This is a genomic window from Sphingomonas plantiphila (assembly GCF_046000505.1).
Classification (GTDB): domain Bacteria; phylum Pseudomonadota; class Alphaproteobacteria; order Sphingomonadales; family Sphingomonadaceae; genus Sphingomonas; species Sphingomonas plantiphila.
In genome coordinates, this window is the sequence record NZ_JBELQC010000001.1 from 1996558 (window position 1) to 2009028 (window position 12471).

Here is a 12471-nt window from a genome sequence, read left to right on the forward strand (position 1 = left end):
TGCCAGCTATTTGTTACATACTATATCATAGTTTGCGATCCGACCGGGCTGCTGACGGCCCGGCCGGAACCAGTCGGTGCGCTCAAAATTGCGCCCATTCATCCATTTGCACGACCGTCTCCCGCTGGCTGCCATGCCGCGTTGCAGCGAAGTGTCGGACGGTGCTCTGCGTGGCACTCCGGCGTGGCGTGGCGGGGGATTTCGACGAGCTCGCCTGTCCGACTTTGAAGTTGCTGGCCTGAGCAGACAGCGTTCCCACTTCGTTGGTCAGGCTGCGTGCAGCGGCGGAGGTCTGTTCGACCATCGCGGCATTTTGCTGGGTCGCCTGGTCCATGGCGCCGATCGCGCTGCTGATTTCGGTAATGGCGTTGGCCTGGGCTTCGTTCGCACTGGCCATTTCGGCAAGCAGGACATGGACCTCGCTGACATCGCCCGAAATGTCGGCAAAGGCCGTATCGACCTTTTGCACCATCTCGACCGCGGCTCCGATATCGCTCTGGGTCGCGGTGAGTTGGTCGCGTGCACGGCCGGCTTCTTCCTCGGCGCGCATCGCAAGGGCGGAGACGAGATCAGCGACGACCGCGAAACCGCGGCCGGCTTCGCCCGCTCGACCGGCCTCCACTGCGGCGTTCATTGCGAGCACGCGGGTCTGGAACGCGATCTTGTCGAGTCCTTCGATCACGCTATCGATGCCCTTGGCGCTGTCCGACACGCGGGTCATGGCCTGCACCGCTTCGCCGGTGGTGACGCGGCCGGTGGCAACGCTCTGGATCGCGCCGTCCGCGCGACTGACGGTGCGCTCGGCGGCTTCGGCACTGGTCTTGAGCCGCCCTTCGATCTGCGACACGGCGGCGCTGGTCTGTTCGAGGCTGGCGGCATTCGCCTCGGTGCGGCGCGCCAGATCCTCCGAAGCCTGGGCGATCTCGGTCGATCCGGTGCTGATCGTCGAGGTGCTTTCGAGCACGGACCCGACCAGCGTGCGGAGCGACGCCAGAGCGGCATTGAAGTTGGTCTTGAGCTCGGCATAGGCCGGCGGGAAGTCGGCGTCGATGTCGGCGGTGAAGTCGCCGCGCGTGAGCGAGTCGAGGCTTGAGCGCAGCGTGGTGACGACAGCCGCCTGTTCGGCGGCACTCTCGATCTGGGCCCTTGCCGTGTCGCGGAAGGTGAACATCGCGCGCGTCATGCGGCCGACGCAATCCTGGTACTCGGTATAGGCGATCGGGCTATCGAGATCGCCCGCCGCCAGCGCCTCCATGCGCACGACCGTATTGACATAAGGGTCGCAGATCGCGGTGCGGAAGCGCAGGCTGAGACCGCCGGCTAGAACGGCTACGACGCTATTAGTCGCGGCCGCGATCCAATCACCGCGGACAAGCGCGATGAGCGCGCTGAGCGCGATCAATCCGACGAGAATTCCGAAGGCGACCGCCATCTTCTTGCGGATCGGCGCTTCGGCTTCGAACCAGTGCATCATCTCTATACGTCCTTGAGTCATGGGTGGCGCAAATCTGCGCGCGTTAGACTTTTTTATAGAGAGCGGTCGCCGGGCCTGTACGGCACACCGCGGACGTACATACCCATTTTACGAAAAACATCTGCCGCATTCAGGGGAAATGATTGTATCTCAATATATTACGGGGACACCGTAATATTCGGCTTTAGTAATTTTCGGTGCGGCCCCATTAAGGGGTTGTTCCCCATGTTTGCGCCGAACATAGGCCGGACGGAGGATATTTTCGGCGTTTCCCCGGCGCTGCGCATCCCCTAATCCTGCCGCGATGACCCATATCGCGAAAATTCTGCTACTGGGCTCCGGGGAACTGGGGCGTGAGTTCGTCATCTCCGCCAAGCGCCTCGGCGCGCAGGTGATTGCATGCGATGCCTATCCGAACGCGCCGGCGATGCAGGTGGCGGATGGGTGTGAGGTGTTTTCGATGCTCGACGGCGAGGCATTGCGCGCCGCGATCGATCGCCACGCGCCCGACCTGGTGGTGCCGGAGATCGAGGCGATCCGCACCGAAGTGCTCGCCGATGTGGAGGCTGCGGGGGTGACCGTGGTGCCGTCGGCGCGGGCGACGATGATGACCATGAACCGCGACGCGATCCGCGAGGTCGCGGCGGTCGAACTGGGGCTGCGCACGTCGCGCTACCGCTATGCCGAGAGTCTGGAGGAGGTGCGGGCAGGAGCCGCGCACACCGGCTTTCCGTGCGTGATCAAGCCCGTCATGTCCTCGTCGGGCAAGGGGCAGACGACGGTGCGCGATGCCGAGGCGCTGGAGGCGGCATGGGACTATGCCGTCGCCAATATGCGCGGCGACCGGCGGCGGGTGATCGTCGAGGAGTTCGTCGACTTCGATTACGAGATCACGCTGCTGACCGTGCGGACGCGCGCGGGCGTCGTGTTCTGTCCGCCGATCGGCCACCGGCAGGAGCGCGGCGACTATCAGGAGAGCTGGCAGCCCGCGGCGATGACCCCGGCGGCAATCGCCGCGGCGCAGGACATGGCGCGCAAGGTGGTGGACGATCTGGGCGGCTATGGCCTGTTCGGCGTCGAGTTCTTCGTGAAGGGCGAGGAGGTGATCTTCAGCGAGCTGTCACCCCGGCCGCACGACACGGGAATGGTCACGCTGATTTCCCAGAATCTGACCGAGTTCGACCTTCACGCGCGCGCGATTCTGGCGCTGCCGGTGCCCGAGGTGGTGCTGCGCGGCGCGTCGGCATCGGCGGTGATCCTGGCCGACCGCGACAGCACGGGGCCGGGGTACGAGGGACTGGCCGAGGCGCTGGCGGTGCCGGGCGGCGAAGTGGACCTGCGCATCTTTGCCAAGCCGACGACGCGACCCTGGCGCCGGATGGGAGTCGCGCTTGCGCTGGCGGAGGATACCGACACGGCACGTCAAATCGCGGCCGAGGCGGCGGGCAAGGTCCGGATCGTGTATCGCTGAAGGCGGGCGGCGTTCAGGCCGCCGCTGCCGCCTTCTTCTTGCGCCGCAGCTTCGGGCTGCCCGACTGCAGCACCCCGCGCCGGAACAGCCGTGCGGCGATCGTCACGGTGATCACGACCCACAGCGCCTGCCACGCGAGCGCCGCGAAGTGCCGCCACAATTCGGGCGAGTTCGCCGCACGCGCCGCCATCGCAAAGGGCGAGCTGAACGGGAACAGCTCCGCCGCGGTCGCGACCCAGCTGTCGGGGCTCGCTGCGGCAACGGACGCGAAGCCGAACATCGCGACCTGGAAGATGGTGATCGGCAGCGACATCATCTGCAACTCGCGCTGCGTGCTCGCCTGCGCCCCGATGCCGAGGAACACCGCGCCGAGCAGCATGTACGCCATCACGAAATAGGCGAGGAACAGCAGCACATAGGGGAGTGTCCCGACCGCCGGACCGACATCGGCGAAGGCGGCGGCGAGCTTCGGCGACATCGCAGATGCGTTGGCGCCCAGATTGATGACCACGGTGCCCCAGAACAACAGGAAGAGCAGCGCGACGCCGAACATGCCGAGCAGCTTGCCGAAGAACACGCTTTCGAGCGGCACGGCGGCGGCGAGGATCTCGATCACCTTGTTCGAGCGTTCCTCCGCCATCGTGCCGACCACCTGTCCGGCGAGCATCAGCGAGACGATGAACAGCGCGAACACGGTGAAGAACGCCGCCTGTCCCTGGCCGCTGGCCGAAACGACGGTGCGGGCCACCGCGATCTTGGTCGGCTCGACCACAGGGGCGGACGTCCCCGCGCGTTCGGCGCGCAGCACCTGTTCGGCGACCTGCGCCAGATAATCGGCGGTGCGCTCGCCCGTGCCGCTATAGAGGATCTGCGGCTTCTCGAGCGTGCCGTACAGGACTGAGGACGCCTCGATATCCTTGCGATCGAACAATGCGCGGGCCTGCTGCGCGACATTGTCCCCGGGAGCTTCGACGATCAGCACGGGGGGGCGTTCGGTCGTCCGGTAGATCCGGCGCAGGTCACGGTCGATCGCGATTGCGGCGGCCGCGCGCGGGCCGCTGGCGAGGATCACCATCCGCGCCTTGTCGTCGCCGCTCTTGGCCATCGTCGCCGCGCCCAGCCCGCCGACGGTGCCGAATGCCAGCATCATCAGCGGGGCGAGCAGGAACAACAGGAAGGTCGGGGTGAACACGGTCGCCACGAAATCGCGACGGGCGATCGTCATGGTCTGGCGGGCGAGGCGGGAAAGGGTGGTCATGCGTCTGCCGCCTGCTGGAGGGCCTGTTCGCCGACGATCCGCACGAACACATCGTGAAGCGAGGGGCGCTCGATCGAGAGGCCCGCAATGCCGTATCCGGCGTCGATCAGCTTGACCAGCAACGTCTCGATCCCCTCATCGGGCATGGTGAAGCGCCATCCGCCGCCGCCATCGGGCGTGGCGTCGGCGGGCAGCAATGCGGCAATGCCGTCGGCGGGATGGTTGGGCACATAATGCGCCTTGTGCGGCATGGTCGCGCGCGCGTCGGCCATGCTGCCCTCGAACCGCACCTTGCCCCCGGCGATGATCGTCAGCCGGTCGCACAGCCGCTCGGCATGCGCCATAACATGGGTGGAGAACAGGATCGTCGCGCCGCGATCGCGCTCGGCCAGGATCAGCTTTTCCAGCCGTTCCTGATTGACCGGGTCGAGGCCGGAAAAGGGTTCGTCGAGCACGAGCAGATCGGGCTGGTGCACGACCGAACCGAGCAGCTGGACCAGCTGCGCCATGCCCTTGGACAATTTGCGGATCTTGAGGTCGGTGGCATGGCCCAGGCCCGCCGCCTCCATCAGCTCGACCGCGCGCTTGCGTCCAGTCTTCCAGTCCAGCCCGCGCAACGCGCCCATGAAGGCGATCGCCTGAATCGTCTTCATGCTGGGATAGAGGCCGCGCTCCTCGGGCAGATAGCCGACCCGGTCGCTCACCTCACGCGGCGCATCATTGCCCAGCAGCGTGCGTTCGCCGCCATCGGGTTCGATGATGCCGAGCAGCATGCGTAGCGTCGTGGTCTTGCCCGCGCCATTCGGGCCGAGCACGCCATAGATCATCCCCGCCGGAACCGAGATATCGACGCCGTCGACGACGCGCCGGTCGCCGAAGCGCTTTACGAGGCCGGAGGCGGTGACCGCCAAATCGTTGTGCAACTGGAATCCCCTCGCTTGGCTTCCCGTGGTAGCGGGGGGTGATGCACGAAGGCAAGTCACCAGTATTGTTTTCAGCTTCGCTGAAGCGGCGCCGGCCCGCTCCCCCACCCGGCCACCCAACGCCGGTATCCTATGGGCGGCCGGGTGGGGGAGCGGGCCGGTGCCGCGCGGGGCAGCCATGCTGACCCGCTCGATCGAAGACCGGATTCGAGAAAAGGCGGCGGAGCTGGGCTTCGCGGCCTGCGGCGTCGCGCGCGCCGATGCCGCGCCGCTCGCCGGCCAGCGGCTGCGCGAATGGCTCGCCGATGGCCGCCATGGCGACATGATCTGGATGGAGGAGCGCGCGCATCACCGCGAAAGCCCCGCCGGATTATGGCCCGAGGTGTGCAGCGTGATCGCGCTGGGGATGAGCTATGCCCCGGCGCTCGACCCGCTCGCGCTGGCCGACGTCGGGACGAAGGGGCGCATCTCGGTCTATGCCCAGGGCGCAGACTATCATGACGTGGTCAAGAAGGCGCTCAAGGCGCTGGGGCGCTGGCTGGCGGTGGAGGCGGGGTGCGACCTCAAGGTGTTCGTCGATACCGCGCCGGTGATGGAAAAGCCGCTGGCGGAGGCGGCGGGGCTTGGGTGGCAGGGCAAGCACACCAATCTGGTCAGCCGTGATCATGGCAGCTGGCTGTTCCTCGGCGCGATCTACACGACGCTGGAACTGGTTCCCGACCGCGCCGGGCGCGACCTGTGCGGATCGTGCGATGCGTGCCAGCGTGCGTGCCCGACCGATGCGTTTCCCGAGCCCTACACGCTCGATGCGCGGCGCTGCATCTCCTACCTCACGATCGAGCATAAGGGGCCGATTCCGGAGGAATTTCGCGCAGGGATCGGCAACCGCATCTATGGCTGCGACGATTGCCTCGCCGTGTGTCCGTGGAACAAGTTCGCGCAGGCGGCGGCGGCCAACCGGGCCTTTGCGCCGCGCGCCGAGCTGACCGCGCCCGAGCTTGCCGATCTGCTCGCGCTCGACGATGCCGGGTTTCGGCAGGTGTTTTCAGGCTCGCCGATCAAGCGCATCGGGCGCAACCGCATGGTCCGCAACTGCCTGATCGCGGCGGGGAATAGCGGGGATGCGGCGCTTAGGCCTGCGGTGGAAGCGCTGTTGGACGACCCGGATGATGTCGTGCGCGAAGCGGCGGAATGGGCACGGGAGCGACTTCTTAAAAGCCCCTCCCCTTCGGGGGAGGGGCTTGAGAAGTCTAGCGTCCCGACCGATTAGCCTTCAGCGCGGCGGCGCAGCTTGCCTGGTCGATCGGCGCGCCGTTGCGCTGGCGGGTTTCGGCAAAGGTCACGACGGGATCGCCACGGCCCGATTTGGGCGGGTAGAGATAGGCGTCGAGCACGCAGATCGGACCGCCGAACTGCAGCTTGCGCGCGCTGCCCTCGCTCACGTCCAGGATCGGGCGGCCGAACTGCGCGATCAGCGCATTGGCATTGGCGCCCATGACGCTGGTCAGATTGGCCATGCCGGGCACGGGGACGGGGGCTGCGCGTCCGGGTGGCGGGACGACGGTGGTGCCGCAGGCGGACAACAGGACAAGGGCGGCAACGGCCGCATACGCTTTCACTTGGCTTTTCTCCGATGGAACAGATGCGTCGCCATCGCCGCGCCGACGATCGGCGCGATGAGGTTGACGAAGGGGATGAAGAACAGTCCGGTTCCCACCGCTCCCGTCGCGAAGCGGGTGACGCGGGTGGTGCTGCGCCAGCGGCCGAGGTCGCGCGTGGGCATGTGCCGCACCGCGACCATATCGCCAAGGTCACGGCCGAGCAGCCAGCTATTGACCAGGAAAAACGCGATCGGGGTCCCGACGCCGGTGACCAGCAGCAGCAGATAGACCGGCGAAACTATGATGTTGGCGAGCACCGCACGCCCCGCCGATTTGAGGCCCATCGCCGCCGATCGCGCGAAGGACAGGTCGCGCGCCGTCGAAAAGCGCTCGGGATAGTGTTTCGCCTCGACCGCATGGACAACTTCGTCCGCGAAGACCCCGATCACCGCGATGGCGACGACGCGGAACAGCAGCCATGCGCCGAGCAGCGCGAGGAGGAGCGCGGTCGCGGCGGCGAGGCTGGCCATGCTCTCGCTCGCCGCGAACGTGCGCGCGACGAGATGGTGGGTCCCGAACCACAAGGTCGCGCCGAGCGCGGCGAAGATCGCCAGCGTCACAAGCATCGATTTGAGGAATACCGCGACGATCCGCCGGTCGCCGAGCTGGCCGATCGAGAGGAGCAGCGCCTGGATCATCGCACCCTGCTTGGCGGCAAGCGTGGCCTCAAGTCAACGCGGTTGCGCCGCGCCGCGCCGTCCGATAGGCGCGCGCCATCTGTTTCCCGGAGAAGCTCGTGACCGCACCCACCCATGACGTCGTTGCGATCGGCAACGCCATCGTCGACATCCTCGCCCAGGCCGAAGACAGTTTCATCGAGGAGATCGGTGTCGCCAAGGGCTCGATGCAGCTGATCTTCTCGCCCGAAGAGGCCGATGCGCTGTACGGCAAGATGGGCCCGGGGCGCGAGGTTTCGGGCGGCTCGGCGGCGAACACCGTCGCCGGCATGGCGGCGCTGGGCAGCCGCACCGCCTTTATCGGCCAGGTCGCCGACGATCAGCTCGGCCAGGTGTTCGGCCACGACCTGCGCGCCGCCGGGGTCGGGTTCGACACCGCAGTGCGCCCGGGCCAGCCGACCACCGCGCGCTGCCTGATCTTCGTGACGCCCGACGGCCAGCGCACGATGAACACTTTCCTCGGCGCGTCGCAGTTCCTGCCCGAAGCCGCGCTCGACCGCGACCTGATCGCGGGCGGCGCGATCCTGTATCTCGAAGGCTATCTGTGGGATCCGGAGGAACCGCGTAAGGCGATGCGCGCGGCGATCGACATCGCGCGCGGCGCGGGGCGCAAGGTCGCCTTCACCCTTTCCGACGTGTTCTGCATCAGCCGCCATGGCGACGATTTCCGCGCGCTGATCGCCGAGGGGCTGGTCGACATCCTGTTCGCCAACGAGAACGAGCTTCTGGCGCTGGCGCAGCTCGAGGACTTCGACGCGGCGGTGGACAAGATCGCGGCGCAGGTGCCGACGTTGGTGGTGACGCGCAGCGAGAAGGGCGCGATCGCGCTGCAGGACGGCATGCGCGCCGAAGTGGCGGCGGAGCCGATCGAGAAGGTGGTCGACACGACCGGCGCGGGCGACCTGTTTGCCGCCGGTTTCCTGCACGGGCAGGCGCAGGGCTGGGACGTCGCCCGCTCGCTCAAGCTCGGCGCGGTGTGCGCGGCGGAGATCATCTCGCATTATGGCGCGCGGCCCGAGGCGAACCTGCGCGAGGTTGCCGCGAAGCTCGGCTGACCGGGCTGGACCTTCCCAAAAAGAAAAGGCCGGGGTTTCCCCCGGCCTTTTTTGTGGGTGTCGCCCGGCCTTAGTCGTCGAGCAGTTCGCGCGGCGTCTCGCGGCCATGGTCCGTGCCCGCGGCACGCTGGCCCCGCGCCAGCTTGAACACCACGCCCGACAGCAGCGCGAGCGCGAGCAGGTTGGGCAGTGCCATCGCGGCGTTGGAGATGTCGCCGAGCCGCCAGATCAACTCCAGATCGACCGTGCTGGCCACGAAGATCACCACGCACCACAGCAGGCGCCAGGCGATGTGCAGCACCTTCTCCCCGCGCGCGGTCGCACCCGGGACCTGGTCGTAGATGAAGGTGATCGCCCGCTCACCATAATAGCTCCAGGTGAGAAGCGTCGTGAACACGAACAGCAGCAGCGCCACCGACGCGACCAGGGTGCCGAGCGGAATGCCGGCGACGAGGAACGGGAAGGCCGCGGCGAACGCGCCCGAGGTCATCGCAAAGCCGTTGAGGTCCGACTGCCAGGCATGCTCGACCGCGGTACCGGCATGGGTGAAGTCGCCCTGTACGGTCAGCAGCACCAGCGCGGTCATCGTGCAGATCACGATCGTGTCGATGAACGTGCCCATCATCGCGAACCGGCCCTGCAGCGCCGGATCGTTCGTCCGCGCCACGGCGTGCGCGATCGGGGTCGAGCCCTGGCCCGCTTCGTTCGAGAACAGCCCGCGTGCGACGCCCGCGCGGATCGCGAGGATCACCGCCGCGCCGACGAACCCGCCCGACGCCGCCTGGGCGTTGAACGCGCCGGCGAAGATGCGCCCGAAGGTTTCGGGAAGGTCGCCGAAATTGATGATCAGCGCGATCACGGCCATCGCGATATAGGCGATCGCCATCACCGGAACGACCTTTTCCGCCACCGCGCCGATCGACTTGATGCCGCCCAGAATGACGACGAACACCGCGACCGCCGCGATCGCACCGCCGACCCATTCGCTCATGCCGGTCAGTTCGGTCACCGAATCGGCGAAGCTGTTCGCCTGGATGCCGTTGCCGGTGACCAGCGCGGAGAACAGCGTGCCGAGGCAGAAGATCGTCGCCAGCCACTTCCATTTCGGCCCCAGGCCGTGGGTGATGTAACTCATCGGCCCGCCGCGATAGGTGCCGTCCTCGGCCTGCTCACGAAAGCGGATCGACAATGCGCCCTCGGCAAAGGCGAGCGCCATGCCGATCAGCGCAGTGATCCACATCCAGAAGATCGCGCCCGGACCACCCAGCGTGATCGCGGTGGCGACGCCGGCCAGATTGCCGGTGCCGACCTGGCCCGACAGCGCGGTGGACAGCGCGGCGAAGGGCGAGATTTCGCCCGCGCCGCCGCCGGACTTCTTGAACAGCCCCTTGAACGCCGTCGCCAGCTTGACGACCGGGTAGAAGCGCAGCCCGATCATCAGATACAGGCCGATGCCGAACAGGATCAGCACCATCGGCGGGAGCGGCAGCACCGCCTCGCCGTTCCAGCTTCCGCCCCAGATGAAGTCGGACACGTTGGTCACATGGTCGATCAGCCCGACCGTCGCGGTCGCGTCTTCTGCGGCTGCGCTCATCAAATCCCCCTGAACTTCGCGAAAGCGGTGAGGCTAGCGGAGTAGAGGGCGCGCGCAAGCGGTTTGGCAGGAAAAGGGGCCGAAAGCCTGAGCTTCCGACCCCTTTTTCGTGCCTGCTGCGTCGATCAGCGGCGGTCTTCGTCGTCCACGCCGGGAATGCCCGGGTCGATGTCCTGGACCTCGCTCTCGTGCACCACGACGATGCCGCGCCCCAGATGGCTCTTGCGATAGCCATAGAGGAAATAGATCACGAGCCCGATCGCGCCCCAGATCGGCAGCACCAGCATCGCTTCGAACGGCAGGTTGAAGAACAGGAAGATACAGCCTGCGACCGTCGCCGGGCCGACGAACCACAGCGCCGGGGTACGGAACACCCGCTTGCGGTTCGGTTCGACCTTGCGCAGCATCATCACAGCGATCGCCACCATCATGAACGCGAACAGCGTCCCGGCGTTGGCGATGTCGGCCAGCTTGCCCACCGGCAGCAGCGCCGCGGCGAACGCCACGACGACACCGGTGATCGCGGTCACGACATAGGGCGTCTTCCACTTCGGGTGGATCTTCGACAGCCCCTCGGGCAGCAGTCCGTCGCGCGACATCACGAAGAAGATGCGCGTCTGGGCGAACAGCAGTACGAGGATGACCGACGGCAGCGCCACGAACGCCGCGATGCCGAGCAGGTTGCCGATGCCCGAGAAACCGATCTGGCGCAGCACATGCGCCAGCGCTTCGTCCGAGCAGACCAGCGGCAGCGTGTTGGCCGAGAAGGTGGCGCACTGACGCGCCAGCTCTTCCGAACCGGCCGGGAAGGGGACGCCGTTCGGACCCATGATCGGCTGGCCGCCGATCGTGCCGACCGCGCCTGCCGCGACGAGGATGTAGAAGATCGTGCAGAACAGCAGCGACCCGATCAGGCCGATCGGCACGTTGCGCTGTGGGTTCTTGGTCTCTTCCGCCGCCGTCGAAACCGCGTCGAAGCCGACATAGGCGAAGAAGATCGTCGCCGCCGCGCCGACCGCGCCGAGCCCGGTGCCGAAGCCGCCGAACACGCCTGCCGGCAGGAACGGGTTGAACTTCTCCATCTCGACCTGCGGCAGCGTCAGGATGATGAAGGCGGTCAGCGCGGTCACCTTGATCGCCACCAGAACGGCGTTGACCTTTGCGCTTTCCGACGTGCCGATCATCAGCAGGCCGGTCACCAGCAGCGCGATGAACACCGCGGGCAGGTTGATCAGCCCGCCCTCGATCCCGCCGAGCGCCAGCGGCGCGCCGGAGAGGAAGGCCGGAAGCCCATATCCGAAGAATTCGGTGATCAGCCCGTTGAGATAGCCCGACCATCCGACCGAGACGGCGCTGGCCGCGACGGCATATTCAAGCACCAGCGCCCAGCCCACGGTCCAGGCGAGCAATTCGCCCATCACCGAATAAGTGTAGGTATAGGCCGATCCCGCGACCGGGATCATCGCCGCGATTTCGGCATAGCAGAGCGCGGCGACGATGCAGATCGCCCCGGCAATGGCAAAGGCCAGCATGAGCCCGGGGCCGGCCTTTTGCGCGCCGGCGGCGGTGAGCACGAAGATGCCGGTACCGATAATGCACCCGATGCCGAACAGCATCAGCTGGATTGCGCCGAGCGACCGGTGCAGAGATTTCTTCTCCGCGGTCGCCAAGATGGCGTCGAGAGGCTTTACGCGCCCGAATATCATGCAATCATCCCCTTGACCGGCGCGGCTGTTGCCTGGTCGCCGATGATACGAAAGCGCGGAGCCTAGTCGCAAAACCGGGCGGCGCAATCCCCCAGTTGCACGATCGATCGCCGATCGCGCCGGCGCCCGCCATCACCCGATCGTATCGCCCCGCGCGATCATCGCCTCGACGCGTGCCGCATCGACCAGCATCGGCCCGAGCGGACGCCCGGCGAACAGATGGACGTGAAGATGCCCGATTGTCTGGTGCGCGTCCGCGCCGGTGTTGGCGAGCATGCGATAGCCCGGCTCGACCAGCCCGGCGTCGCGCGCCACCTTGCCGACAGCCCGGATGAACCCGGCGATCTCGGCATCGCTTCCCCGGCTGCTGAAATCCTCCCAGGATACATAGGCCCCCTTGGGGATCACCAGGATATGGGTCGGCGCCTGCGGATTGATATCGGGGATCGCCAGCGCGAATTCATCTTCATAGACCGGCTTTGACGGGATCTCGCCGCGCAGGATCTTCGCAAAGATATTCTGGTCGTCATAGGGCTTGGTCGCGTCGACGGGCATGGGGGGTCTCCTTCACCCCACTCATTAGCCAGACCGTCATCCCCGCGAAAGCGGGGAGCCATCTCGTGCCGCTACGTCCAACTGCACCGGCGCGATG

At 66.8% G+C, this 12471-nt stretch carries 11 protein-coding genes; 3 read left to right on the forward strand and 8 right to left on the reverse strand.

Annotated elements, in window-relative coordinates; genetic code table 11:
• Window positions 1–82: 82 nt before the first annotated feature.
• Complete coding sequence (locus tag ABS767_RS09445; protein ID WP_408078100.1) at window positions 83–1471, reverse strand: methyl-accepting chemotaxis protein; 1389 nt, start codon at window positions 1469–1471, stop codon at window positions 83–85.
• A 307-nt stretch (window positions 1472–1778) separates the two neighbouring features.
• On the opposite strand from ABS767_RS09445, the gene purT reads away from it, so the two are divergent.
• Window positions 1779–2945, forward strand: a complete 1167-nt coding sequence (gene purT / locus ABS767_RS09450) for a formate-dependent phosphoribosylglycinamide formyltransferase (protein WP_408078101.1) — start codon at window positions 1779–1781, stop codon at window positions 2943–2945.
• 13 nt (window positions 2946–2958) lie between these two features.
• Here the strand turns inward: purT and ABS767_RS09455 are convergent, their stop codons facing one another.
• Together ABS767_RS09455 and ABS767_RS09460 are read right to left on the reverse strand one after the other, a co-directional pair.
• On the reverse strand, window positions 2959–4203 hold the full coding sequence (locus ABS767_RS09455) for an ABC transporter permease (RefSeq protein WP_408078102.1): 1245 nt from the start codon (window positions 4201–4203) through the stop codon (window positions 2959–2961).
• Window positions 4200–5126, reverse strand: a complete 927-nt coding sequence (locus ABS767_RS09460) for an ABC transporter ATP-binding protein (RefSeq protein ID WP_408078103.1) — start codon at window positions 5124–5126, stop codon at window positions 4200–4202. Before ABS767_RS09460 ends, ABS767_RS09455 begins: the two co-directional genes overlap by 4 nt.
• Before the next feature lie 178 nt (window positions 5127–5304).
• Between ABS767_RS09460 and queG the strand changes: the two genes are divergently transcribed.
• Window positions 5305–6396 (forward strand): tRNA epoxyqueuosine(34) reductase QueG, encoded by a 1092-nt coding sequence (gene queG / locus ABS767_RS09465; protein WP_408078679.1) that lies wholly within the window; start codon window positions 5305–5307, stop codon window positions 6394–6396.
• Here the strand turns inward: queG and ABS767_RS09470 are convergent.
• Together ABS767_RS09470 and ABS767_RS09475 are read right to left on the reverse strand one after the other, a co-directional pair.
• Window positions 6377–6745 carry a hypothetical protein gene (locus ABS767_RS09470; protein ID WP_408078104.1) on the reverse strand — a complete coding sequence of 123 codons (369 nt, stop codon included), beginning with the start codon at window positions 6743–6745 and terminating at the stop codon, window positions 6377–6379. The two genes, queG and ABS767_RS09470, sit on opposite strands and share 20 nt — an antisense overlap.
• A complete protein-coding gene (locus tag ABS767_RS09475; RefSeq protein ID WP_408078105.1) occupies window positions 6742–7425 on the reverse strand; it encodes an EI24 domain-containing protein in 684 nt (227 codons plus the stop codon). Before ABS767_RS09475 ends, ABS767_RS09470 begins: the two co-directional genes overlap by 4 nt.
• A 98-nt stretch (window positions 7426–7523) precedes the next feature.
• Between ABS767_RS09475 and ABS767_RS09480 the strand changes: the two genes are divergently transcribed.
• Complete coding sequence (locus ABS767_RS09480) at window positions 7524–8519, forward strand: adenosine kinase (RefSeq protein WP_408078106.1); 996 nt, start codon at window positions 7524–7526, stop codon at window positions 8517–8519.
• Between the two features lie 70 nt (window positions 8520–8589).
• Here ABS767_RS09480 and ABS767_RS09485 read toward each other — a convergent pair whose 3' ends face one another.
• The 3 genes from ABS767_RS09485 to ABS767_RS09495 form a co-directional block, all read right to left on the reverse strand.
• Window positions 8590–10113, reverse strand: a complete 1524-nt coding sequence (locus ABS767_RS09485) for an alanine/glycine:cation symporter family protein (protein WP_408078107.1) — start codon at window positions 10111–10113, stop codon at window positions 8590–8592.
• A 125-nt stretch (window positions 10114–10238) separates the two neighbouring features.
• Window positions 10239–11819, reverse strand: coding sequence for an amino acid permease (locus ABS767_RS09490; RefSeq protein ID WP_408078108.1), 1581 nt, complete (start codon window positions 11817–11819; stop codon window positions 10239–10241).
• Between the two features lie 132 nt (window positions 11820–11951).
• Complete coding sequence (locus ABS767_RS09495; RefSeq protein WP_408078109.1) at window positions 11952–12374, reverse strand: histidine triad nucleotide-binding protein; 423 nt, start codon at window positions 12372–12374, stop codon at window positions 11952–11954.
• Window positions 12375–12471: the final 97 nt, after the last annotated feature.

Excerpts from the sequence above, each read along its gene's own strand:
- ABS767_RS09485 (WP_408078107.1), bottom strand. The coding sequence starts at position 10,113 with ATGAGCGCAGCCGCAGAAGACGCGACCGCGACGGTCGGGCTGATCGAC.
- ABS767_RS09475 (WP_408078105.1), bottom strand. The coding sequence starts at position 7,425 with ATGATCCAGGCGCTGCTCCTCTCGATCGGCCAGCTCGGCGACCGGCGG.
- ABS767_RS09445 (WP_408078100.1), bottom strand. The coding sequence starts at position 1,471 with ATGCACTGGTTCGAAGCCGAAGCGCCGATCCGCAAGAAGATGGCGGTC.
- ABS767_RS09490 (WP_408078108.1), bottom strand. The coding sequence starts at position 11,819 with ATGATATTCGGGCGCGTAAAGCCTCTCGACGCCATCTTGGCGACCGCG.
- purT (WP_408078101.1), top strand. The coding sequence starts at position 1,779 with ATGACCCATATCGCGAAAATTCTGCTACTGGGCTCCGGGGAACTGGGG.
- ABS767_RS09495 (WP_408078109.1), bottom strand. The coding sequence starts at position 12,374 with ATGCCCGTCGACGCGACCAAGCCCTATGACGACCAGAATATCTTTGCG.
- queG (WP_408078679.1), top strand. The coding sequence starts at position 5,305 with ATGCTGACCCGCTCGATCGAAGACCGGATTCGAGAAAAGGCGGCGGAG.
- ABS767_RS09455 (WP_408078102.1), bottom strand. The coding sequence starts at position 4,203 with ATGACCACCCTTTCCCGCCTCGCCCGCCAGACCATGACGATCGCCCGT.